Origin of the sequence: Kitasatospora sp. NBC_01300, from assembly GCF_041435235.1 — a bacterium.
Taxonomy (GTDB): Bacteria; Actinomycetota; Actinomycetes; order Streptomycetales; family Streptomycetaceae; genus Kitasatospora.
Genome location: NZ_CP108409.1, coordinates 971039 through 994319 on the forward strand (window position 1 = coordinate 971039; position 23281 = coordinate 994319).

Here is a 23281-nt window from a genome sequence, read left to right on the forward strand (position 1 = left end):
CCCCGATACCGCCCTCCCCGTCCGGCGCCCGTGTCAGGCTGGGGGAATGCTCTCCGACTCCGCCGCCCCCAACGCCTGGCACACCCCGGCCGAACTGGCGCCGCTCGACGGCAACGAGGCCTTCCGCGGCACCGATGCCGGGACGGTGCTGGACTTCTGGCGCTACGCGATGCCCGACTTGCGAACCAACACCACCCGGGGCCTGCTCGCGGAATTCCTGGTCCACCGCGCCGTCGGCGCTGTGGCACGCAACATGGAATGGGACAGCTTCGATGTCCTGACGCCTGACGGGCTCAGGATCGAGGTCAAGACCAGCGCCTACCTCCAAGCCTGGGGTCAGCGTCAGCTGTCGGAGATTCGCTTCTCCCGGCTGCGCGGACGCACCTGGACTCCCGAGGACGGTGACGCCGCAGAGCAGTCCTACAACGCGGATGTCTACGTCTTCGCCCTCCATACCGCGCTCACCCACGCCGACTACGACCCGCTCGACATCGGCCAGTGGCGCTTCCACGTCGCTTCCCGTGCTCTCGTGGAGGCCACCGGACAGGCCAGCCTGGGCCTTGCTTCCGTACGCCGGCTGTGTGGCGAACCCGTCGACTACGAGGGGCTCGCGGCCCGGATCTCGGCCTGCTCCCTCCAGTCACCCTCAACTGGCGGAGCCACCGAAGCTGCCACCGCCACTGCGTGACAGCGCGCCGGCAGGCCGAACACACACCTCCGTCAAGGCGCTGCCGCTGCCGGCGCTTCGCGTGGCCGGTGGGCGTCCTTGAGCCGGTCGGCACCGACCTGACCACGCCTGATACCTTGCCATCGCCGTGGTGTACGGGAAACCGGTCTGAGTCCGGTGCGGCCCTCGCCACTGTTGCCGCGGAGTTCCGCGGCCCTCGCTGACCGGCTTTTCCAGCGGTCAGGGCCACTGGGCGGGCTGGAAGAGCCGTCCGGGAAGGTCGGCTGCGGCGTGTTGATGCGGAAGCCAGGAGACCGGCCACGGCGCGACATGTTCCACGAGGGTTTTGGAGAACACGTGCCCAGCGGTCTGCTGTATCCGTTTCGATCGATATGTTCTGTTCGCCCCACAGGTCCGATACGTGTCGGCCGGGTGGTCGCGGCCGTCCTGTTCACCGGCGTGCTCGGGGCCTGCACCGGCGCCCCCGCGCCCGCCACGTCCGGCGGGGCGGCCGGAAGTGCCGCGCCGGTCAGCGTGGACAACTGCGGGACCACCGTGACGGTCGGCGCGCCGCCCGCCCGGCTGGTGACGCTCAACGAGGGTGCCACCGAGGTGGCCCTGTCCCTCGGCCTGCAGTCCCGCATGGCCGGTACCGCCTACCTCGACGATTCCGTCCCGGAGAAGTGGAAGGCGGCCTACGACTCCGTCCCGGTGCTCTCCAAGGACTACCCGACGAAGGAGAAGCTCCTCGCGGCCCGTCCCGACTTCCTGTACGCCTCCTACTCCAGCGCGTTCACCGACAAGGTCGCGGGCACCCGGGACGAGCTGCGCGGCCAGGGCATCCCGTCGTACCTGTCCCCGTTCGGCTGCTCGGACAAGAGCCAGGTGCCGCCGACGGCCTGGCAGGCGGTGTGGGGCGAACTGAACGACGTCGCCAAGGTCTTCGGTGTCACGGAGCGGGCCGCCGCGATCCAGCAGCAGCAGGAGCAGCAGCTCGCCCAGTTCACGGCGACGGCCGCGGGCAAGGGTCTGAAGGTCCTGTGGTACGACTCGGACACCAAGTCGCCGTTCGTCGGTGCCGGCCACGGCGGACCTCAGCTCGTGCTCGATGCCGTGGGCGCCCGCAACGTCTTCGCGGACCTGCCCGGCGGCTGGCAGAACGTGAGCTGGGAGAAGGTCGTCGCGGCGGACCCGGACGCCATCGTGGTCGCGGACGCCGGCTGGGACACGGCCCAGTCCAAGATCGACTACTTGGAGAACGACCCGGTGCTGAGCAAGCTCACCGCCGTGCAGCGCAAGGCTTTCGTGGTGGTGCCGTTCTCGGAGTCGACTCCCGGCGTGCGGCTCGCCGACGGTGCCGCCCGGGTGTCCGCAGGGCTGGGCCAGCTGCACCCGGGTTCATGACCACCGAACCCCGCCCCGCCGTGCGGCCCCCCGGTCCGGGCCGCACGACGGCGGCCCTGGCCATCGGTGCGGCCCTGCTGCTGACCACCGTGCTCCTCGGCCTGGCCGTGGGCTCGCAACCCGAGCCGGTCCGGACGGTGATCGATGTCGTGGCGCGCCGTCTCGGGCTGGGCGGCCCGCACGTCACGCTGCTGGACGACCAGATCGTCTGGCAGTTGCGGCTGCCCCGGGTTCTGGGAGCGGCTGCCACCGGCGCGGGCCTCGCGGTCTGCGGCGCGGTGCTGCAGACGCTGACCGGGAACGACCTGGCCGACCCCTTCCTGCTCGGGATCTCCGACGGAGCCGCCGCCGGCGCGGTCACCGTGATCGTCCTCGGCGTCGGTGTGACCGGCGCCGTGGGCACCGGCGCGGTGGCGACGGCGGCCTTCGCCGGTGCCCTGCTCGCCGCCGTCGTCGTCCTGGCGCTGGCCGGCGCCCGCACCCGGTCGCTACCGACCACCCGGACCGTGCTCGCCGGCATCGCGGTGGGGCAGATGTGCGGGGCCTACACCTCGTTCGTCGTGCTGGTCCTCGGGGACCGCAACGCGGCCCGCGGTGTCATGGAGTGGACGCTCGGCTCGGTCGCCGGCGTGCGGTGGCCCACCGCCGTCTTCCTGACCGCGGTCGCGCTGGTCGGCGTCACGGTCCTGGCCTCCTCGGCCCGCGACCTGGACGCCTTCGCCTTCGGCGAGACCGCCGCCCGCTCCCTGGGCGTCCACGTCGAGCGCACCCGCTGGGTCCTCGTCGCCACCGCCGCGCTGGTGACCGCGTGCCTGGTCGCCAACACCGGCGTCATCGGGTTCCTCGGCCTGGTCGTACCGCACGTGGTCCGTCTGGTCTGCGGCCCGCGCCACGCCCTCCTGCTGCCCGTGTCGGCACTGGTGGGTGCGTCCCTCCTGGTGGGCAGCGACATCGTGGCGCGCTCGGTCCTGCCCGACCGGGAGATCCCCGTCGGCGTCATCACGGCCGGGCTCGGAGCGCCCTTCTTCGCCTGGCTGCTGTGGCGCCAGGGGCGGGCCGAGGGGGGACCGCAGTGACCGTGCCGCCCCCCGCCGAGCTGCGCGCGGAGGAGCTCCGCGTGCGCATCGGCGGAGCCACCCTGCTGGACGCGGTCTCGCTCGCGTTCGCCCCCGGCCGGATCACGGGCCTGCTCGGGCCCAACGGCGCCGGGAAGACCACCCTGCTGCGCGCGGTCGCCGGACTGACCCGGCCGAGCGCGGGGCGCGTCCTCCTGGACGGAGAGGACCTCCACGCCCTCACGGCCCGCCGACGAGCACGACGGGTGGCCTTCATGGAGCAGCAGGCGGACACCCGGTTGTCGCTGCCGGTCCGTCAGGTCATCGAGCTCGGACGCACGCCGTACCGCAGCCGCTGGCCCGTGCCGACGAACTCCGCCGCCGACGCCCACGAGCGGTCCGTGTTCGCCGATGCCGTTGCCGCGGCCGACGTCGGACACCTGCTCGACCGGGCCTGGCCGACGCTGTCGGGCGGCGAACGGCAGCGGGTCCAGCTCGCGCGGGCACTGGTGCAGGAGCCCGGCGTGCTCCTGCTCGACGAGCCCACCAACCACCTCGACCTGCGCCACCAACTCGGCTTCCTCGGCGCCGTACGCGGGCTGGGCGTCACCACGGTGGCCGCGCTGCACGACCTCGAACTCGCCGCCGCCTACTGCGACGAGGTCGCCGTCCTGCTCGACGGCCGGCTGGTCGCCCACGGGCCCAGCTCCGACGTGCTCACCTCGCCCACGATCGCGCACGTCTACGGCGTCGACGTGACCGTGGAACGACACCCCCGGCACGACAGGCCGCACATCCGGTGGAACGGACTGCTCCCCGAAGGGACAACACCATGACCCTCCCCGTCCCGGGCGCACCCGCCCGCCGCAGTGCCACGCTCCTGGTCGGCATGTCGATCGGGGAATCCGTCCGCCGTGACGAACTCCTCCGGACCGCGGCCTCGCACCGGGCCTCGATCGCTTTCCTTCAGCAGGCGGACCCCTCCCTGTCGGCCGAGCTGACCAGGCTGGCCGACGCGGGCACCGAGACCGTGGTCGTGATCGGCGTCCGCCTCGCGGCTTCCGGCCCGGGCCAGTCCTGGCTACGGCGGATCGCGGCGCACTGGTGGCGCGAGCGCGCGGGCCACCGTCCCGAACTCCTCGTCGCGACCCGCCTCGCCGACTCACCGGACGCGGTCCCCGCGGTGGCCGCGGTGACGAAGGCCGTCACCGGCGAGGAGCCCGGCCTCACGTCCGCGGCCTGGGAGGACGTCCCCGGCCACCGGCACCAGGTCCTGGTGTGCCGCGGCCCGCGTTGCGCGGCCCAGGGCGCGGAGGAGGGACTGCGCGCCCTGGTACAGGAGCTGACCGAGCGCGGCCTCGGCGACGACGACGTGCTCGTCACCCAGACGGGGTGCCAGTTCCCCTGCAACCAGGCCCCCGTCGTCAGCGTGCAGCCGGACGACATCTGGTACGGGAGGATCGACCCGGCCGTCGCCGGCCGCATCGTCACCGAGCACCTCGCCGACGGACGACCGGTCGAGTCCCACCGGCTCCCACGCCACAGGAGCTGACCCACGCCGAAGGCCAGAGGCCCTGCCGGAGACACCTCCGGCAGGGCCTCTGTCGGTCAGTGGCCACCGAGGTCCGCACCGCAGGCGAACAGTTTGTGCCGCGGAGGAAACGCGCTGATGACGGGCGGTCCGGGCGGTTCTGACGGGGGGTCGGAGCGGCTTGACACCCTGGTCGGGGGGCGCGTCTACTTGTCGACGCGACTCCTCGTTCGGTGAGGCGTCTGCACGGATACAGGCCACTGATCCGACGACGTCGAGAGACGCCCAGGGTCAGGACAGGTCTCCTCGGCTTAAGGGGTGACCCGAAGTGGCTTCCCGCCCGCTCGGGTGGGGATACGCCGTGCAGTGCCGAAGCTCTTACGTGAGGGGTGTCGCCACCCGGCAGCAGGGGCCGATGACGGCCCGGCGCTGCCCTGTCCGCGCGCAACCGAGGGAGGTGGGCGATGAAACCCGGTCATAGTACGTGTCACCGCCGCGCTCCCCTCACCATCGTGCACGCCTGAGACTCCGGCCCGACGTGCGCCAACTGCCCTGATCCGGGCGGCAGTCCGTGCTGCCCGGGGTCGGGGTGGTTCGCCACTCGTCCGCGCCGCCCGTACCGCCCGCGCCGGTTGACCGGCGCACCGGCGGCGGCATCTCACGTGCCCCGAAGAACGAGACACCCTCCGATGATCCTGACCGGTTCCGCCTGCACGCAGCTCGGGCAGGCGCCCCGACACCCGCTCCGGACGGGCGGGTCGGGCGGCCCGCCGACGGCAGACCGCACCGACCCGCCCGCACCGGGCCGACCGCTACGCGAGCAGCAGCGCGGCGTCCCACGGCAGGGCGCCGGCCTCCTCGGCGCCGCCCGCCAGGTGGTCGACCAGGGCGAGCGCGACGCCGGCCACTCCTTCCAGGAATCCGGCCCGGTCGCGCGCCCAGGTCGGCCGCTCCCCGCCGGATGTGACCGCGCCGGGCGGGAGCGGGCCAGGTGTGACCGCGCCGGGCGGGGGCGGGCAGGGGAAGGCGAACGCGGCCTCGGGGTCGTAGTGGGCGATGACCTCCTCGGCCAGCGGTCCGAGCCGGGCCAGCAGTGGCGCGTCACCACTGTCCCGGGCCACCCGGGCGGTGACCTGGAGCAGACCCGCGGCGCCGTGGCAGAGCATGGCGTCGTGCAGGCCCCGCCGCTCGCGCGGCCGGTCCAGCACGGCGTGGAGCGCACGGACCGCCGCGGCCGCCCAGCCGGGCTCGTCGAACGCCTGCCCCGCCAGTTGCAGGGAGCGGGCGACGCCCGGCGTTCCGTAGCACCAGGCGGCCCTGGCCCGGGGGGCGTCGACTCCGCCGGGCCGGTCCCCACCGGGCCGGTGTTCGTGCCCGGGGGTGAGGGAGGCCGGCCAGTCGGGGCCGTCGGCGCCCTCGTCGTCGTGGCGGCGGTGTGCCAGCAACCACTGGGCCATCCGGTGCGCGGCCTCGGCCATCCCCGGCACCACGACTCCCTCGCGACGGGCGAGCGCCAGCAGGGCCAGCGGCCCCGGCACGCCGTGCGCCAGGCCCAGGTTGAGGTGACCGTCCGGGAACCGCGCATCCGCTCCGGGCGAGGGCGGCCCCGGCACGCACCAGCCGGGCACCGTGCGGCCACCGATCCGCAGCGGCCGGCTCAGCTCGACCAGATACTCCAACACCGCGACCAACAGCGGCCGTTGGCCGTCACCGCAGGCCAGCAGGTAGCGGCCGAGCCCGGTCAGACCGCCGATGACGTCGTACACGGCCATGGCCGGCCCCCGCTCCCCCGCGGCCAGCCGGGCCCGCTCCAGCGTCAGCAGCGCGTGGACCCGCTCCGCCACCCGGCGGTCCAGGGCCGCGAGCAGCCCGGCGTAGTCCCCCGGGCCGGCGACCGCCGTACGGACCGCGAAGGCCAGCGCGGGCGCGCCCTGGTAGAGGCTGTCCGCCGCCGTCCCGCCGCCCAGCCGGGAAACCGCCGAAGACAGCTGGGCGTGCGTCACCGGACGCCAGGACCGGTCCTGGCGTGCCAGCCGGGCGAACAGCAGCGCGATGCCCGGGTAGCCGTCGCCGAGCGACGCCGCTGACCACGGGCTCACTCCGAGGTACGGATCGGCGTTCCCCGGGGCCGCCATGACCCGGGGCGCCCGGTCGGGATCGCGCAGCAGCCGCGCGACCGACTCCACCGCCTCCGCCGCCGTCCGCTCGACGGCGCCTTTCCCCCGGTTTTCCGTCATGGAATTCTCCATGCCATGCCCTTCTTTCGGATCGTGTTTCCGGCATGCCCGAAGACACCTTGCCACAAATCTCGGAAGATTCCCCACGGGGCTTCGGTTGACGGAAATCGAAAAGCCTCGTAGCGTCATTCACGAGCCGGACAGACCGGCTGATTCCGAAAGGGAGAAAATCATGCAGAACATTGTTTTCGCCGACGCCGAGCTGCAGTTCGACGCCTTCGACCTGGACCTGAAGGAGACCGTCAGCCAGGGCGACGAGGCCGCCGCCGTGCAGCACCCGTCGCTGGGCACCTGCTTCTGCAGCCACGGCTTCCCCTGCTGAGTCGTCGCTGCACAGCGCCCCGGGCGGGCTTTCGGCCCGCCCGGGGCGGTATTCAGGACGGGAAATTCCCCAGGTTTTCCAGGGGTTTGAAAAAGGAGTTCTCGCATGCCCGCAACCGCACCTTTCCGAGGGGCTGGAACTCCATTGTTCCGCTGCGCGGACACCGCATTGTTGCGGGCGCCGGTCTTTCCTCGACACCGCATCGAGGAAACCTTCGCGGATTTTCCCGCCGAGGCGGCCGACGAGCCGGAACAGCTGTCCCGGCAGCTCGCCCGACTCGGTGCCGACCCCGAGCTGCGGGCCGCCGTCGCCCTGGCCAGCCCGTCGCTGGCACGTCTCGTGGACAAGGTGCGGGAGGGAGGCGCCGTCGAGCCGAAGCGCCTGCGCAAGGCCGTGCTCTCGCTGAGCCGCTACCAGCTCCGGATGACCGCGCGGCCCACACCCTTCGGGCTCTTCGCCGGTGTCGCCGCCGTCCGGGTGGCGGCCTCCGTACCCACGACCGCCACGCCCGCAGCACCCACGGCCGCCGTACCCGCACCCGAGGCCGGTGACGCGAGCGCACGGCTCGGCACCGCCCACCGTCCCGTCGCCCGGCCCGACATGGGCTGGCTGAGCGCGCTGCTCGCCGGCCTGGAGACCAGGCCCGACACCCTGGCGGCCCTGCGGATCGTCGCCAACGAGCTCACCTTCGTCCGCGGCGACCGTCTCGTCCTGCCCTACGTGCCCGAGCGCCACGCCGCGGAGCCCGCGGCCGGCCGGACCGTCATCGAGGTCTCCATCCGCCACACCCCCGCCGTACGCGCCGTACTGGAACTGACGGCGGAGCCCGTCCAGTTCGCCGAGCTGGGCCGTCGGCTGTGCGAGCGGTTCCCCGGCACCCCGGAACACCGTGTGAACGGCCTGCTGGTGCAGCTGGTCGAGCGCGAGTTCCTGCTCACCGACCTGCGCCCGCCGACCACTGCCACCGACCCGCTGGCGCACGTCCTGGACCGCCTGCCCGCCGGCCCCGAGCGGGCGGAACTCGCCGCCGTCCACCGGGAACTGGGCGCGGCCCGGCCCGGCACCGACTACTCGTCCGTCCTGCGCCGGATGCGACGCCTGCACGAGGCCGACCGCCGGCTCCAGGTGGATCTGGCCCTGGACGCCGACGTGACGCTGCCCGCCGAGGTGGCGGCCGAGGCCGAACGCGCCGCCGAGGCACTGTGGCGGGTCTCCCGCGCCCGCAGCGCGCCGCCCCACCTGGCCCAGTACCACGGCGAGTTCGTCGAACGCTACGGCACCGACCGGCTGGTCCCCCTCACCGAACTGCTCGACCCCGACCGCGGTCTCGGCGCGCCCGCCGGCTACCTGATGCCGCCCAGCGAGCGCGAGCAGCCCGCCAGGCCCGAGCCCTCGCCCGCGGACGCGCTGCGGATCGAGCTGGCCCAGGCGGCCGCCATGGCCGGTGCATCCGAGGTGGTCCTCGACGACGGCCTGCTCGCGCGCCTCAGCCCCGACACCGACCTGCCCCCGCCCGCCTCGCTGGAGCTCTACGCCCGGGTACTGGCCGGCTCCGCCGAGGCGTTGGCGCGCGGCCGGTTCCGACTCTGGCTGACCCCGGAGACCGGCGCGGACCACGCCGGCGCGACCATCGGCAGGTTCTCCCACCTGCTGCCGGACGCAGCGCAGCGGATCGCGGCGGCCTGCGCGGCGGCCGAGAGCGCGGACGCCGAAAGCGCGACTGACGACGGCACTGGCGACGGCACTGGCGACGACAGCATCGAGGCCGCCCAACTCGTCCTGCGGGCCTCTCGGTCGCGGTCGGCCAACCTCAACCAGGTCCGCCGTCTGCTGGACCGGCAGATCGTGGTCGGCGCCTTCGCCGACCGCACGGCCCCCGGCACGGTGCCGCTGGACGACCTCGCCGTGGGGGCCGACCTCACCGGCCTCCAGCTGGTGCGACTGAGCAGCGGCCGCCGGATCGTTCCGCTGGCCTGGAACATGCTCAACCCACAGGCCCAGGTCGGCAACGTGGGACGCTTCCTGCGCGAGCTGCGCCTGTCGGGTGTCCGGCCCGGCTTCACCTGGGACTGGGGCCCGCTGGAGCAGGCGCCGTACACCCCGCGCGTGCGCTACGGACGCACCGTGCTCGCCCCGGCCCGCTGGCGGCCGTCCGCGCCGTTCTTCGCCGACACCACCCTGCCGGAGCGGGAGTGGCGGCTGGAGTTCGACCGCTGGCGGGAGCGCTGGAGCGTACCGGACCACGTGCTGCTCTGCGTCGCCGATCGCGGCCTGGAACTCGACCTCTCCGCCGGGCTGCACCTCCGACTGCTGCGCCAGGACGTCGCGCGGTGGCCGGAGGCCGTCCTGCGCGAGGCACCGACGGGCGAGGACGCGTACGGCTGGCTGTCCGGCCCGGCGGGCGCGCACACCGCGGAGGTGGTCTTCCCGCTGCTCGCCGACGCGCCGATCCCGCGCCCCCGTCCCCGCCCACGCCCACGCCCCGCTGTGCGCCCGGCGCCCGCGCTCCGAGCCCAGCCACCCGGCGGCGAATGGCTCTACGCCAAGGTCTACTGCTCGACGCGACGTCAGAACGAACTGCTCGTCGGAGCGTTGCCCCGCCTGCTCGCCGCACTGCCCGCCGAGGTGGACCGCTGGTTCTTCCTGCGCTACCGCGACCCCGAACCGCACCTACGGCTGCGCTTCCACGGCGATCCGGCGGCGCTGAACCGGCAGCTGCTGCCGAACTGCCACGACTGGTTCGCCGAACTGCGCCGCTCCGGACTGGCCTGGCGACTGGTGCTCGACACCTACGAGCCCGAGTGGGAGCGCTACGGGGGCCCGGCCGCGACCACCGCCGCCGAGGACGCTTTCGGCGCGGACAGCGCGGCCGTGCTCGCCCAGCTCGACGCGCTGGAGGCGGGCCGGCTCGACCTGGACCCGAGGCTGCTGGGCGCCCTCAACATGCTCGACCTGGCCCGGCACGTCCACGGGGACACCGCCGAGGGCGCCGCGCGGGCGGAGGAGTGGCTGCTGGCCACCTATCCCAGATCCGCCGTCCACGCCCAGCTGCGCGACCTGCGGACGGCGGCCGTGCGGCTGAGCGACCCCGCCGACGACCGGGCGGCCCTGCGCGCCCTGCCCGGCGGCGGCGAGCTGCTGGCGAGCTGGCAGCGCCGGGCCGGTGCACTCGCCCGCTACGGCGAGGCGCTGCGCGCGGCCGCCCCCCGGGGTTCCGAACTGCCCGGCCTGGTGCACCTGCACCACAACCGGCTGCTCGGCATCGACCCGGAGGCCGAGGACCACGCCCGCTCCGTCGCCCGCGGCGCGATGGAGGCCCAACGGGGCCGCCGCCTGCGCCGACCCTGAGTTCAGGGGCCCGACCGCGGGCCCACCGTCAGCGGCGTGCCGGCCAGCCCCTCGGCGGCGCGAGCCGGTCGTCGCCGATGCCGGGCTACCCCGAGACCGGCTCCGGACGGAAGGCCTGGTCGATGTTGTCCTCGACCCACGAGCGAAGCGCGTTCAACGGCACCGCGGCACTCTGGCCGAGGCGGGTGAGGGAGTACTCGACGTGCAGGGGGACGACGGGGTACACGGTGCGGTCGAGGATGCCGAAGTCCTCCAGGCGGCGCAGGGTCTGGGTCAGCACCTTGGGGCTGACGCCCTGGAGGCGGCGCTGGAGTTCGCCGAACCGCTGGGGGCCTTCCTGGAGGGCGCCGATGGCGAGGGCGGCCCACTTGTTGGCGAGCAGGTCGAGCAGGACGCGACAGGGGCACTGGGCGGCGTAGACGTCGTGCTGCGAGTGCTCGCCGCTGGGGCAGGTGGTCGTCATGCTCACTCTCCTCACCAGGACACTTCCCGATGGGAAGTACTAGCCCTTGAAGGTAACCATACCCGCGGGGATAGCGTCGCCGGCATCGAGGAACGGCCGCCGAAAGGCCTTCCACACTCTGATGCTTCAGGAGATGACGCATGTCCGCAGACACGATGCGCGCGGTGGTCCAGGACACGTTCGGCGGGCCGGAGGCGCTGCGGGTCGCCGAGGTGGCGCGCCCGGTGCCGCTGCCGACGGAGGTGCTGGTGCGGGTGCACGCGGCCGGGATCAACCCGGTGGACTGGAAGACCCGCGACGGCTCCGGCATGGCCGGCCTGCTGGGTGAGCCGCCGTTCACGCTCGGCTGGGACGTGTCCGGCGTGGTCGAGGAGGTCGGCTTCGGCGTGACCACGCTGAAGGCCGGTGACGAGGTGTACGGCATGCCGTGGTTCCCTCGTGCCGCGAACGCCTACGCCGAGTACGTGACCGCCCCGGCCCGGCAGTTCGCCCGCAAGCCGGCCACGCTCGACCACGTGCACGCCGCCGCCGTGCCGCTGGCGGCACTGACCGCCTGGCAGGCCGTCGTCGACACCGCCCAGGTGCGGGCCGGCCAGCGGGTGCTGGTCACCGCGGCCGCCGGCGGGGTGGGCCACTTCGCGGTCCAGTTCGCCCGCCACCTGGGCGCCCACGTGGTCGCCACCGCCAGCGCCGCCCGGCACCCCTGGCTCAAGGAGCTCGGCGCCGACGAGGTGATCGACTACACCGGCACCCGCTTCGAGGACGCCACCGCCGGCATCGACGTCGTCATCGACCTGGTGGGCGACGACCACGACCTGACCAGCATCCGTTCCCTGAAGGTCCTGCGCCCCGGCGGCCTGCTGGTCGCCGTCCCGGCCGGCGTCTCCCCCGAGCTGGCCGCGGCCGCCGAGGCGGTCGGCGTGCGGGTCACCCCGTTCCTGGTCGAGCCGGACGGCACCGCGCTGACGACGATCGCCGCGCTGATCGACGCCGGCGAGGTCGCCGTCGAGGTGGAGCGGACCTTCCCGCTGGAGCAGGCCGGGGCCGCTCATGCCCGCGGCGAGGCGGGCCGCACCCGCGGCAAGCTCGTCCTCACCACCGAGGTCGGGCCCGGAGCCAACTGACCGCCGATCAGGGACGGGTGGGGTTCCCGGCTCGCCCACCTCACCTCATCCCACCCCGCCTCACCTCGCCTCACCGGACTCGCCTCACCGGACTCGCCTCACCGGACTCGCTCGACGCTCCACCTCGGCAGGTACTCGAAGAACGCGACCGCCTCCTCCCGCCACCGGGGGCGCCAGGCCGCGGCTTCCGTGGCGGCCGCGTGCGCGAAGCGCCGCATGTCCGCCCGCATCCGCTCCGGAACGCCGTGGCGGCGGGCGATGTCGCGGATGGCGGCGACGGTCTCCTCGGTGCAGGCCCCGTCGCCGAGCGCGGACTCCACCACGGCCCGCTCGGCGTCGGTGGCCGCCGCCAGGACGGCGCGGACGGTGTAGTTGCGCCGCCCCTCCCGGATGTCCGTTCCGGTGGGCTTGCCCATCGTCCCCGCGTCGCCGAAGAGGTCCAGGTAGTCGTCGCGCAGCTGCCCGCAGATCCCCACCAGCCGGGCGTAGCGGCGCAGTTCCCCGTCGTGGGCGGCGGGCTGGACGCCTGCGGCGAGCAGTCCCAGCTGGAGCGGGGCGAGGACGGAGTAGCGGGCGGTCTTGTAGTCGGCCACGTCGTGCAGCACCTCCTCGTCCGGGTCCGCGGTGAAGTCCCGCTCCAGGTCGACGATCTGGCCGACGAACGTGGCCGTCGCCGCTCGCGTCTGCACCTCGACCATGGCCTGTCGGACCGGGAGCGGGGCCCGGGAGTCGAGGAGGACCTGGAGGGACAGCGCGAGGGCGAGGTCGCCGGCGAGGACGGCGAGCCCGAGCGCGGCCTGCGGCCGGTCGGGGAACCGCTCCCGGTAGGCGTAGTAGGTGGAGGGCCCGCCCCGGCGGGTGGGGCTGTCGTCGATGATGTCGTCGTGGACCAGCCCGTGGGTCTGGAGCAGTTCGATGCTCAGCGCGGCGTCGTCCAGCCCCGCCACGGGTTCGGCGGTCACCAGCCGGGCGGCCTCGAAGAGCAGGGCCACCCGCATCCGCTTGCCGCCGCGCAGCGAGAGGTCCCGCAGCAGGGCCAGGCAGTCCGGGGTGAACCGGCTGGACGACGGGGCGTCGAAGGCGGCGGCCAGGTCCTGGAAGTACTGCTCGGCCAGCGTGCCGAACCGGCGCTCGTACCCGGCGAGACGGGCCCGGATCTGCTCGGTGGGGACGGCGGCGGTATCGGTCACGAAGGTGTCTTCCGTTCGGGCGGGGACGCGCGCCCGCGCAGGCGCGGAGGTGCCACGGATCCCGGTGGTGGTCCGTCACCCATGCTGCCCCATCGGCCTCCCGGTTCGGGATATTGGGGAGCATGCAGACGATTTCTCTGGACACACAGGCCCGTGAACACCTGGAGCGCGCGGCGGCAGCCTCCTCGGGACGCAGCGCGGCGACCGGCGCGGGCGACCTGATCCCCATCCCCGAGGCTCGCCACAGCGTCGAGGCGATCGAGGATTCGGCCGTGCTCCTCACCATCGCCAAGCGCGACTGAGACAGCACACCGGACAGGTGCCGGACCGGGCCCGCTCACACGTGTGCGGTCCGGCACCCACCCCGTCCGAGGCGGCCGCCCCCGTCGCCGCCGTCACGCCTCATCCGCTCTGTGCCCTCAGAAACCCTCGCCCCCCAGCATCAAGTCCCTCCCGCCCAGGAAGGTCAGCCCGGCGGCGTCGTTCAGCTCGCTGGGAAAGCGGGTCAGGGCGAGTTGCAGGGCCTGCAACGAGTCCACGCCGAAGATCGCCGTCACGCGGTCGCCGACATCCGGGTGTCCGGTGATCCGGCACGGGCAGTACCAGTCCGGCCCCTCCGGGTCGCGGCAGGGCATACCGACCTCCAGCAGCACCGGCCTCTGCGTCCCGTCCGGAGCGGTAAAGGCCAGCTCACGACTGGCGATGACCTGGCCAAGCTCGTATTCAGCGCTCACCGCAGCAGTACAACACACCCCCGTTCGAAGAGCCGCTCCGCCGGAAGGCCGGCAGGAGTTCTGCCGGGAGCACGGTCCTGGTCGGGGGCGGCTCCCGGAGCCGGCTCCCGGGTGCGGTTCGTCCTGGGTACGGACGAACTCCCCTGCCCCTGAATGGTCCTCTTGATCGAGGCCGGGAATCACCGGCGCCATTCCTCAGAGGGGTTCCTCCGTGAACGAGCATGCACCGCACAGCCTCCTCCCGCGCTCCCGCCGGAGCGGCCGGCACCGGGCGGTCGCGGTCGTGACCGCCGTGGCCGCCGGCGTGATGACGGTCGGGGCGCTGGCACCGACCGCGGCGTTCGCCGGCGGCAAGCCGGACAACGTCCAGTCGAGCCTGAACGCGCTGGTCAAGGACGACGGCCTGCCCGCCGCACTGGCCTCCGTCAAGGGCCGCGACGGCCGCACCCGCACCTACACCGCCGGCGTCGGCGACGTCGCCACCGGAGCCAAGCCCCCCGTCGACGGGCAGGTACGGATCGGCAGCAACACCAAGACCTTCACCGCCGTCGTCGTCCTCCAGCTCGTCGCCGAAGGAAAGGTCGACCTCGACGCACCCGCCGAGACCTACCTCCCCGGGCTGCTGCGCGGCGACGGCATCGACGGACGCCACATCACCGTCCGGCAGTTGCTCCAGCACACCAGCGGCCTGCCCGACTACGTGGACAAGGACTCGATCCTCACCAACCCGGGCCGGTACTACGAACCGCGCGAGCTCCTCGACGCGGCCCTGTCCCAGAAAGCCCACTTCGCCCCGGGTGCGCGCTGGGAATACAGCAACACCAACTACCTGCTGGCCGGCCTGATCATCCAGAAGGTCACCGGGCGGCCGCTCGGCGAGGAGGTCAACCGGCGCATCGTCGACCGCATCGGCCTGCGCCACACCTACTTCCCCGCCCCCGGGGACACGGGCATCCGCGAGGCCCACCCCAAGGGCTACAACCGGGACGCCGACGGCTCGCTCCGCGATTACACCGAGCTGGACCCGTCCTGGGGTTGGGCGGCGGGCGCCGCCGTCTCCACCCCCAGCGACGTCACCCGCTTCTACACCGCGCTCCTCGGCGGCCGGCTCCTGCCCGCGGCGCAGCTCGCCGAGATGCGCACCACCGTCCCCGCCGACGAGGTGGTCGCCGGCGCCCGCTACGGGTTGGGCCTGATGAGCCGGCCTCTGTCGTGCGGCGGCGTCTACTGGGGCCACGGCGGAACCATTCCGGGCTACTACACCGCCGGGGGCGCCACCGATGACGGCCGGGCCACCAGCATCGCGGCGACCATGATCCCGAGTGATGCGACCGAGAAGCACGTTGCGGCCGCGGTGGACGCGGCCCTGTGCCGCTGACCCCACAGCCCCTCCCCGGTCCGGCCTGAGCGTCCGCACCAGTACGACCCGCGGGTTCTGCGCGCCCCGGCGCGCGCGGAACCCGCGCGCTCGCACACCCGCACACCTCGCCAATTCCCGCTTCCCGTAGAGGAGTTCTTCCGTGAACGAGCACGTCCCGCACAACCGGTCCCCCCGGAGCCGCCGCAGTCGGCACATGGTGGCGGCAGCCGTGGCCACCGGCGTGATGACGGTCGGGGCGCTGGCACCGACCGCGGCGTTCGCCGGCGGCAAGCCGGACAGCGTCCAGCAGAGCCTGAACGCGCTGGTCAAGGACGACGGCCTGCCCGCCGCACTGGCCTCGGTGAAGGGCCGCGACGGACGCACCCGCACCTACACCGCGGGCGTCGGCGACACCGCCACCGGCGCCAAGGTCCCCGTCGACGGGCAGATACGCGCCGGCAGCAACACCAAGACCTTCACCGCCGTCGTCGTCCTCCAGCTCGTCGCCGAAGGGAAGATCGGCCTCGACGCGCCCGTCGACACCTACCTGCCCGGCCTGCTGCGCGGCGACGGCATCGACGGACGCCACATCACCGTCCGCCAGCTGCTCCAGCACACCAGCGGCCTGCCCGACTACATGGAAGTCCCCCCCTTCTCGGACTTCGTCCCCATCCAGTACCGCTACTTCGAGCCCCGCGACCTCCTCGACGGCGCCCTCACCCAGAAGGCCGGCTTCCCTCCGGGAACCAGCTGGGGGTACAGCAACACCAACTTCGTCGTTGCCGGCCTGATCGTCCAGAAGGTCACCGGACGGCCTGTCGGCGAGGAGATCACCAAGCGCGTCATCGACCGCATCGGCCTGCGCCACACCTACTTCCCCGCCCCCGGCGACACCACCATCCACGAGGCCCACCCCCACGGCTACCTCCGCACCTCGCCGGACGCGGCCCCGATCGACTACACCGACATGGACTCCTCGATGGCCTGGGCGACCGGGGCGGTCGTCTCCACCAACACCGACCTCAACACGTTCTTCACCGCGCTCCTCGGCGGCCGGCTCCTGCCCCCGGCGCAGCTCGCCGAGATGCGCACCACCGTCCCCGCCGAACTCATCGGCCCGGGGATCCGCTACGGGCTCGGTCTGCAGAGCAGGCCGCTCTCCTGCGGCGGCCTGGCCTGGGGCCACGGCGGCACCTCCCCCGGCTACCGCTCCCGCAGCGGCGTCACCGACGACGGCCGCGCCGCCACCATCACCGTCACCACCGTCCCGGGCGACGACGGCGCGCAGCACATGGCGGCCGCCCTGGACTCGGCCCTCTGCCACTGACCGCCCGGCTCCTCGGGCCGGCCCCCCTGCCCCCGCAGGGGGGCCGACGCCGGGAGCCGCGGTCAGGCCCCGGCGGGCGCGGCGGACGCACTCGGCGGCGACCGTCGGGGCCACGAACCCGCAACGGCGAACGTCGGGAGACTGGCGCAACCGCCAGGTCCACTGCCGGCGCCGACTCGAACTCGCCGCATGATCACCGAAGGGCCGTGTCTGCATCCTTTCAGGATTGCCTTCCACGCCAGAGGCGATGCTACGTCCGGAGGTCAGGAGGTGGTGGCCTCGGCGACCGCGACCAGCTTGTCGACGGTGGGTGGCAAGGCGCGGCCGAGGATCCTCTTCATGACGGGTCGCAGGATGAACGATGTCGGTCCGTTGACGTGGATGTCGAACGTCACGTCGCAGCCGGTGGCGGTTTCGCTCACCGCGTGGATCCAGTCCATCCTTCCGCCCATCGGCAGGAAGTAGCGATCCGTGTACCGCGTGGGCGGCTCGCACTCGAGGATCTCGAACCTGCGCTCCGGCTGGCCCTTGAGCTTCACAGTTCCCGAGGCCCCGAGCCGGAAGGGCCCTCGTATGTCGGCGCGCTCCAGCGAGTCGTCCCACCTGGTGCGGGCGGGAACATCGGCGAAGAGTCCCCAGATGGTTTCAGGAGCGGCTTCGGCATGTCGTGTGACGGTGATGACGTGCATCGTCTCCCCTTGGAGGAGTGGGCCGGTGCGGCACCCGGGCGGCCAGTGAAACGTTCCGGAACGTTTCACTGACGATAGAGTGGGCGCGTCAGCACGTCAATACGTTACGTAACGTTTCGTCGTGCTACCCTGCGAGGGTGTCGTCACCACCGGACAAGCCGCGCCGCGATCGGACCGCCGAGATCCTGAAGGCGGCCTTCGAACTGCTGCAAGAACAGCCCTATGCCGAGATCACGATCGAGAACATCGCTGCGCGGGCACAGGTCGGCAAGCCCACGGTCTATCGGCGGTGGCCGTCCAAAGGCGCACTCGCCCTCGACGCCCTCATCGGGCACTTGCCCACGGTTGACTTCCCCGACAGCGGCGACGTCGCCCAGGATCTGCGGCAGTGGCTGTACAACATCGCCGACTCCCTCAGCGGCCCCTTCGGCCCCATGATCACCGGGCTGGTAGGTGCTGCTCAGCACGACCCCGATCTGGCCCAGGCCTGGAACGAGCGCATGTTCCAGCCGGTCAGGGCGGCCTACCGCCCGCACTTGAGCGCGGTGCAGGACGCCGGCCGGCTTCGCCAGGCCGACCCGGACGTGCTTGCCGACATGCTTGCCGGGCCCATCTGGTTCCGCGTTCTGATGACTGGCACCGTCCCCGATCGCGAACGGATCGACGCGATAGTCGAGGTGGCCACCGGTTTCCCCGCACCGCGCAACTGACAGGGAACACGCGCGTGAAAAAGGGGTTCGCCGAGCGCGAGCCACGCACGGCTCGCGCCTGTGCCACTCCACGTCTCGTGCAGCGGCGCTTCAGCCTGACCAAAGCACCTGACGCGGAGGGCACTGCCCCCCTGTCAGAACGTCGAAAGTCGAGCGACTGAGGAAACCGACCTCAACCGCCCTCGGTGCCCGCGAGACCACCGTCAGCAAGACTCCCATTCGATCAGCAAGCGCCTTGACCGGTACAACAACAGCCACTTACCGAAATCCTCGCCAACGAACTTCGACACCGCGGCCACCAGGTTGAGGTCGAACACCTCCACCTCCAAGCCGGCTGACCAGTGACATCTCAACCTCGGCATCAGGTCACCGGTGGTGGCTCACCACCGATACCAGTCGTCTCCGCCAGTGCGCAGCGAACGACCCACCTCGGTCCACCTCAACCCGCCGGGTTCGCGGGGCGGGCCTCGACCAGGCCGGACTCGTAGGCCGCGATCACCGCCTGGGCGCGGTCGCGGACGCTCAGCTTGGCGAAGATGCTGGTGATGTAGTTCTTGACCGTGGAGACGCTGATGCCCATCGCCGACGCGATCTCGGCGTTGTCCAGGCCGGTGGCCAGCAGGTGCCACACCTCGACCTCGCGGGGCGTCAGTTCCCCCAGGGCGGAGATCGGCAACGGCACCGGTGCCGGCGGCAGGCGGGGCGCGGTGACGTACGTGGAGATCAGCCGGGTGAGCAGGCGCGGCGCCACCGCCGCCTCCCCGTTGTGCACGGTGCGCACGGCCGCCGAGAGCTCCTCCGGGGAGACGTCCTTGGGCAGGAACCCGGAGGCGCCGGCGCGCAGGGCGGCGACCACGTACTCGTCCATGTCGAAGGTGCTCAGCGCCAGGACCCGGCAGGCCGGCAGTTCCCGCGTGAGCCGCTCGGTCGCCTGGACGCCGTCGAGCACCGGCATCCGGATGTCCATCACCACGACGTGGGGCCGGTGCCGGTGCGCGAGCTCGACCGCCTGCTGGCCGTCGTCCGCCTCGGCCACCACCTCGAACGCCGGGTCCGGTGCCAGGATCAGGGCCAGGCCCCGTCGCACCAGCGGCTGGTCGTCGGCGATCAGCACCCTGATCCGCTCCGGGGTTCCCGTCATCCGAACCGTTCCTCTCCGCCGGCCGGCGCCACCGGCAGGCTGGCCATCACCCGGAAGCCACCACCGTCCACGGCGCCGGCCACCATGCTGCCGCCCTGCAGCGCGACGCGTTCGCGCATGCCGATCAGACCGTACCCGGTGCGGCCCGCCCTCGCGCCGGCCGCACCGCCCGCTCCCGCCAGGGCGCCCACCAGGGTGTCGGCCGGCGCGGCGGTGCCGTTGTCGGACACCTCGACGGTGATCCGGTCCGGGTGGTACGTCAGCCGGACCCGCGCCCGGGCCCGGCCGGCGTGCTTGCGGGTGTTGGTGAGGGACTCCTGGACGATCCGGAACACCGCCAGGCCGGTGCTCGGCGGCAGCGGGCGCTCCTCCCCCAGGACGGCGAACTCGGTGGGAAGACCGGCCCTGCGGGACTCCTCGACGAGCCGTCCGAGGTGTCCGACACCGGGCTGCGGCTCGGCCGGTGACTCCTCCGGCTCGTCGCCGGCCCGGAGCACGTCGAGCAGTTGGCGCATCTCGCGCAGCGCCATCCGCCCGGAGCCCTCCAGCGTGACCAGGGCCTCGCGCACCACCTCGGTGTCACCCCCGAGGTTCGCTCTGGCGCCGCCGGCCATCAGCTGCATGGTGGTGATGTGGTGGGCGACGATGTCGTGCAACTCCCGTGCGATGCGGCGCCGTTCCTGTGCCACCGCGTGGTCGGCCAGCAGCCTGCGCCTGACCTCCACCTCGTGCTGCCAGCGCTTCAGCGCCTCGGCCGCGGCGAGGACCAACGCCGCGGCGAGCACGTTGGCCGCCACTCCCGGGAGCGGAGGCGGCAGCGGATACCCCCGGCCCAGCAGCGGTACGGCGGCCGCCGCGAGGGCGGCCGGTACCGCCACCACGAGGCCGCGCGAGCGGGCGACCGCGAACAGCGCGATGCAGAGCGTGCAGTTGAAGTGCTGCGGCACCGGCCCGCTCAGGTTCAGGGCCAGGCCGAGGGCCAGCACAGCCGTCAGTGACGCCAGCGGGTAGCGGCGCCTGGTGAGCAGCGGCATGGCCGCCAGTACGAGCAGGACCAGCGCGGTGAGGGCGATCGGCTGGCTCCCGTCCGGGCCGCCGATCGAGTAGCCGAGGATGTCCAGGCCGGCGGCCCCGACGGCCACCAGCGCGTCACTGGCCGTCCAGGGCAGGCCGTCGGATCTCGGCGACGGCGGCTGCGGCGGCGGCAGCAGCAGGGGCCGGTCGTGCGTCGACATGCTGGTGGTGGTCCTTTCTGTGGCCGGTCGGCCCCGGCCTTCGCCCGTTCACCGCAGCCGTCGTACCCGGCGAGCCGGCCCTACGGAGGCCTTCGCTCCCCGGGGGGGGCGTGCGCGTCCCGGAAGGGGGCGTCCGCGGTCCATTCTCCCTGCGCACGCCGGCACCGGACCGGCACCCGGGACCGATCCCGGACCAGGACCCAGGTCCTGGTCCGGGCCCGGTGGCGAGCCCAGGTCCCGACGGCGTTCTCCTCCCGCGCTCGGACGAGAACGCCCGGTACGCCGTGATGGTCTGGAGACGTGCCGGAAACCCCCGGCGACAGCACCACCGCCGGAGGACATCGTGATCCGCGCCCTGACCGGATTCTCCACCAGAAATCCGTGGAAGGTGATCGCCGTATGGGCGGTCCTGGGAATACTCCTGACCGTCCTGAGCCAGACGTTGATCTACCGGGTGACCCAGACACAGACGGCCGACTTCCTGCCGAAGAGCTACGACTCGGCCGCCGCCATGAAGATCGCCCAGGACCGCTTCGGGACGAAGCCCGACGCCAATCCGGTGACCGTCCTGGTCGCGCGGGCCGACGGCGGGGCGCTGACCGCCGCGGACCGGCAGCAGATCGGCGACGGGGCGAAGCGGCTGAGCCGCCTCAAGGTCACCATGCCCACGCCCAAGGACGCCGCGCCCCTTCAGCGGGACTACTCGCAGATCCCCCAGGTCAGCCCGGCCATGACCGCGCCCGACGGGACCTTCGAGCTGCTCTCCGCCAACCTCACCGGGAACCCCGCCGACCCGGGTCTGGAGAACACCTACCGGGCGTTCCGGGACGGCACCCGGGCTGAGTTCGCCGCCCAGGGGCTGCGGACCGGCTTCACCGGCCCACTCGCCGACCAGGTCGACTCCGCCGACGACGGCAAGACCCTCGCGACCGTCGCGTCCGCCTGCGCCGTCGGCCTGATCATCCTGCTCCACATCCTCGTCTTCCGCAGTGCCCTGGCCGCGCTGCTGCCGCTGATCGCGGTGGCCCTCGTCAGCGGCGTGGCCGCCGGAGCCGTCGTGGGCACCGCCCTGCTCACCGGCATCAAGCTCGACCCGTCCGTGCCGAGCCTGATCGGCGTGGTGCTGCTGGGCATCGGCATCGACTACTTCCTGTTCCTGATGTTCCGCTTCCGCGAGCAGCTGCGGGCCCACCCCGAGCGCCACCACCGCGCCACCGCCGCCGAGGTCAGCCACAGGGTCGGCACAGCGGTCACCTCGGCCGCGCTGACCATCGTCGCCGCCTTCGCCACCCTCGGGGTCGCCAGCTTCGGGCAGTTCCGGGTGCTCGGCCCGGCCGTCGCGGTCTCGGTCCTGGTCATGCTGCTGGCCAGCCTCACCCTGATGCCCGCCGTGCTCGCGGCCTGCGGACGCAAGCTGTTCTGGCCCTCACGCGCCCTCAAGGCCGAACCGCGCGACGGCACCGCGGCCCGCTTCGCCGACCTGGTGGCTCGCCGGCCGCTGACCATGGTCCTCGCCTCGCTCGCCCTCCTGGGCGCCCTGGCCGGCGGGCTGGCCGGGATCAGGATGGACTACGGCCTGGGCGGCGGCCCGCGCACCGCGTCCCAGACCACCGCCCTCGAAATCTCCCGCGCCCTGCCCGCCGGCGTGGCGGACCCGACCAGCGTCTACGTCGAGACCAAGGGCCCCGGCGCGCTCTCCCCCGCCGCGCTGGACGGCCTCGCCCAGAACCTCACCCGCGTCACCGGCGTCGGCCAGGTCGCCAAGCCGGTCCTGAGCGAGGACCGGCATGCCGCCAGAATCGACCTGTTCCTCACCGCGGACTCGCAGTCCCAGCAGGCCCGCGACCTGGTCTCCGGCCCGATCCGCGCCGCCGTCGCCCAGAGCACACCGGCCGACCTGAACGCACACGTCGGCGGCACCCCGGCCGTCTTCGCCGACGTCTCCACCGCCGTCGGCCGCGACCTGCGGCTGGTCTTCCCGGTCGCGGCGGCACTGATCGCGGTCATCCTCCTCCTGCTGCTGCGCAGCCTGCTCGCGCCGGTCGTCCTGATGCTCTCCGTCGGCCTCGGCTTCGCGGCCACCCTCGGCGCGGCCGCCCTGCTGTTCCAGCACGCGATGGGCAAGCCGGGCGTCAACTTCACGCTGCCGCTGGTCCTGTTCCTGTTCGTGGTCGCGCTCGGCACCGACTACAACATCCTGATCAGCGACCGGATCCGGGAGGAGATGGAACACCCCGGGCCGCCCCGGGCAGCGGTCGCGCGCGCCCTCCGGCACACCGCCCCGGCCATCGCGACGGCGGGCCTCGTCCTGGCCGGCTCCTTCGGCAGCCTCGCCGTGACCCCGCAGCCCTCGACCCAGCAGATCGGCTTCGCGACCGCGCTCGGCATCCTGCTCTCCGCGTTCCTGCTGTCCGTCGTCCTGGTGCCCGCCCTGGCCGCGCTCCTCGGCCGCAGCCTGTGGTGGCCCCTGCGCCCGGGCCGTACGACCGCCCGCACCGCCCCCGGGCACCCCCGCGCGGAGGCGCCGCAGTCGCCGCAGTCCCAGCCCTGGTCGCAGTGGCCCACCCCGCCGCAGCCGGACGACCACACCTTCTCCTACCCTCAGCCGTACGCGCCGCAGGAGGAACAGGGCGCGGCCTCCTCCTGGACCCGGAGCAGCCACCACCCGTAGGAAGCGGGCGGGCTCGGACGACGGCACCGGGCGCAACGGCCGGGTGCCCCGGCACCCGGCCGACCGGTAACCG

The 23281-nt window shown here is 73.1% G+C and carries 20 protein-coding genes and 2 riboswitches; of the genes, 13 read left to right on the top strand and 7 right to left on the bottom strand.

The genetic code is table 11. The features are described 5' to 3' along the window. Window positions 1-46: 46 nt before the first annotated feature. The 5 genes from OG556_RS37705 (at window position 47) to OG556_RS37725 (ending at window position 4678) form a co-directional block, all read left to right on the top strand. On the top strand, window positions 47-688 hold the full coding sequence (locus OG556_RS37705; RefSeq protein WP_331744630.1) for a hypothetical protein: 642 nt from the start codon (window positions 47-49) through the stop codon (window positions 686-688). Window positions 689-799: 111 nt separating this feature from the next. Beyond that, a riboswitch (cobalamin riboswitch) is annotated at window positions 800-1005 on the top strand. 94 nt (window positions 1006-1099) lie between these two features. Beyond that, window positions 1100-2071: an ABC transporter substrate-binding protein gene (locus tag OG556_RS37710; protein WP_371523115.1), complete on the top strand. Its 972-nt coding sequence runs from the start codon at window positions 1100-1102 to the stop codon at window positions 2069-2071. After that, window positions 2068-3147 carry an iron chelate uptake ABC transporter family permease subunit gene (locus tag OG556_RS37715; RefSeq protein WP_331744635.1) on the top strand — a complete coding sequence of 360 codons (1080 nt, stop codon included), beginning with the start codon at window positions 2068-2070 and terminating at the stop codon, window positions 3145-3147. Before OG556_RS37710 ends, OG556_RS37715 begins: the two co-directional genes overlap by 4 nt. 2 nt (window positions 3148-3149) lie before the next feature. After that, window positions 3150-3962 (top strand): ABC transporter ATP-binding protein, encoded by an 813-nt coding sequence (locus OG556_RS37720; protein ID WP_371523209.1) that lies wholly within the window; start codon window positions 3150-3152, stop codon window positions 3960-3962. Next, the gene (locus OG556_RS37725; RefSeq protein ID WP_331744640.1) at window positions 3959-4678 is read left to right on the top strand and encodes a (2Fe-2S) ferredoxin domain-containing protein; all 720 of its coding nucleotides are present in this window, start codon (window positions 3959-3961) and stop codon (window positions 4676-4678) included. The genes OG556_RS37720 and OG556_RS37725 overlap by 4 nt, the downstream gene beginning before the upstream one ends. A gap of 197 nt (window positions 4679-4875) precedes the next feature. Beyond that, window positions 4876-5053, top strand: a riboswitch (M-box (ykoK) riboswitch). Between the two features lie 416 nt (window positions 5054-5469). Here the strand turns inward: OG556_RS37725 and OG556_RS37730 are convergent. Next, window positions 5470-6894: a lanthionine synthetase C family protein gene (locus OG556_RS37730; protein ID WP_331744642.1), complete on the bottom strand. Its 1425-nt coding sequence runs from the start codon at window positions 6892-6894 to the stop codon at window positions 5470-5472. Between the two features lie 172 nt (window positions 6895-7066). Here OG556_RS37730 and OG556_RS37735 point away from each other — a divergent pair, with 172 nt between their 5' ends. Together OG556_RS37735 and OG556_RS37740 are read left to right on the top strand one after the other, a co-directional pair. After that, on the top strand, window positions 7067-7216 hold the full coding sequence (locus OG556_RS37735) for a hypothetical protein (RefSeq protein WP_331744645.1): 150 nt from the start codon (window positions 7067-7069) through the stop codon (window positions 7214-7216). A gap of 144 nt (window positions 7217-7360) precedes the next feature. After that, complete coding sequence (locus tag OG556_RS37740) at window positions 7361-10564, top strand: lantibiotic dehydratase (protein ID WP_331744647.1); 3204 nt, start codon at window positions 7361-7363, stop codon at window positions 10562-10564. An 85-nt stretch (window positions 10565-10649) separates the two neighbouring features. Here the strand turns inward: OG556_RS37740 and OG556_RS37745 are convergent, their stop codons facing one another. Continuing rightward, on the bottom strand, window positions 10650-11027 hold the full coding sequence (locus OG556_RS37745) for a helix-turn-helix domain-containing protein (protein WP_331744650.1): 378 nt from the start codon (window positions 11025-11027) through the stop codon (window positions 10650-10652). Window positions 11028-11167: 140 nt separating this feature from the next. Here OG556_RS37745 and OG556_RS37750 point away from each other — a divergent pair, with 140 nt between their 5' ends. Continuing rightward, complete coding sequence (locus tag OG556_RS37750; RefSeq protein WP_331744653.1) at window positions 11168-12151, top strand: NADP-dependent oxidoreductase; 984 nt, start codon at window positions 11168-11170, stop codon at window positions 12149-12151. Window positions 12152-12249: 98 nt separating this feature from the next. Here OG556_RS37750 and OG556_RS37755 read toward each other — a convergent pair whose 3' ends face one another. Next, complete coding sequence (locus OG556_RS37755; protein ID WP_331744656.1) at window positions 12250-13341, bottom strand: polyprenyl synthetase family protein; 1092 nt, start codon at window positions 13339-13341, stop codon at window positions 12250-12252. Between the two features lie 122 nt (window positions 13342-13463). On the opposite strand from OG556_RS37755, the gene OG556_RS37760 reads away from it, so the two are divergent. Next, window positions 13464-13643 carry a hypothetical protein gene (locus OG556_RS37760; protein WP_331744660.1) on the top strand — a complete coding sequence of 60 codons (180 nt, stop codon included), beginning with the start codon at window positions 13464-13466 and terminating at the stop codon, window positions 13641-13643. Between the two features lie 117 nt (window positions 13644-13760). Here the strand turns inward: OG556_RS37760 and OG556_RS37765 are convergent, their stop codons facing one another. Continuing rightward, a complete protein-coding gene (locus OG556_RS37765; protein WP_331744663.1) occupies window positions 13761-14075 on the bottom strand; it encodes a hypothetical protein in 315 nt (104 codons plus the stop codon). A gap of 211 nt (window positions 14076-14286) precedes the next feature. Here OG556_RS37765 and OG556_RS37770 point away from each other — a divergent pair, with 211 nt between their 5' ends. Next, on the top strand, window positions 14287-15453 hold the full coding sequence (locus OG556_RS37770) for a serine hydrolase domain-containing protein (protein ID WP_371523116.1): 1167 nt from the start codon (window positions 14287-14289) through the stop codon (window positions 15451-15453). Window positions 15454-15595: 142 nt separating this feature from the next. Beyond that, window positions 15596-16762 carry a serine hydrolase domain-containing protein gene (locus tag OG556_RS37775; protein ID WP_371523117.1) on the top strand — a complete coding sequence of 389 codons (1167 nt, stop codon included), beginning with the start codon at window positions 15596-15598 and terminating at the stop codon, window positions 16760-16762. 263 nt (window positions 16763-17025) lie between these two features. On the opposite strand, the gene OG556_RS37780 is transcribed toward OG556_RS37775, so the two are convergent. After that, the gene (locus OG556_RS37780) at window positions 17026-17451 is read right to left on the bottom strand and encodes an SRPBCC family protein (protein WP_331744666.1); all 426 of its coding nucleotides are present in this window, start codon (window positions 17449-17451) and stop codon (window positions 17026-17028) included. 137 nt (window positions 17452-17588) lie between these two features. Here OG556_RS37780 and OG556_RS37785 point away from each other — a divergent pair, with 137 nt between their 5' ends. Further along, complete coding sequence (locus tag OG556_RS37785; RefSeq protein WP_371523118.1) at window positions 17589-18161, top strand: TetR/AcrR family transcriptional regulator; 573 nt, start codon at window positions 17589-17591, stop codon at window positions 18159-18161. A gap of 439 nt (window positions 18162-18600) precedes the next feature. Here the strand turns inward: OG556_RS37785 and OG556_RS37790 are convergent, their stop codons facing one another. Then, window positions 18601-19302 (bottom strand): response regulator transcription factor, encoded by a 702-nt coding sequence (locus tag OG556_RS37790; RefSeq protein WP_331744672.1) that lies wholly within the window; start codon window positions 19300-19302, stop codon window positions 18601-18603. Further along, window positions 19299-20537 carry a histidine kinase gene (locus OG556_RS37795; protein WP_331744675.1) on the bottom strand — a complete coding sequence of 413 codons (1239 nt, stop codon included), beginning with the start codon at window positions 20535-20537 and terminating at the stop codon, window positions 19299-19301. Before OG556_RS37795 ends, OG556_RS37790 begins: the two co-directional genes overlap by 4 nt. Window positions 20538-20880: 343 nt before the next feature. Between OG556_RS37795 and OG556_RS37800 the strand changes: the two genes are divergently transcribed. Beyond that, window positions 20881-23208 carry an MMPL family transporter gene (locus tag OG556_RS37800; RefSeq protein WP_331744678.1) on the top strand — a complete coding sequence of 776 codons (2328 nt, stop codon included), beginning with the start codon at window positions 20881-20883 and terminating at the stop codon, window positions 23206-23208. Window positions 23209-23281 lie beyond the last annotated feature (73 nt).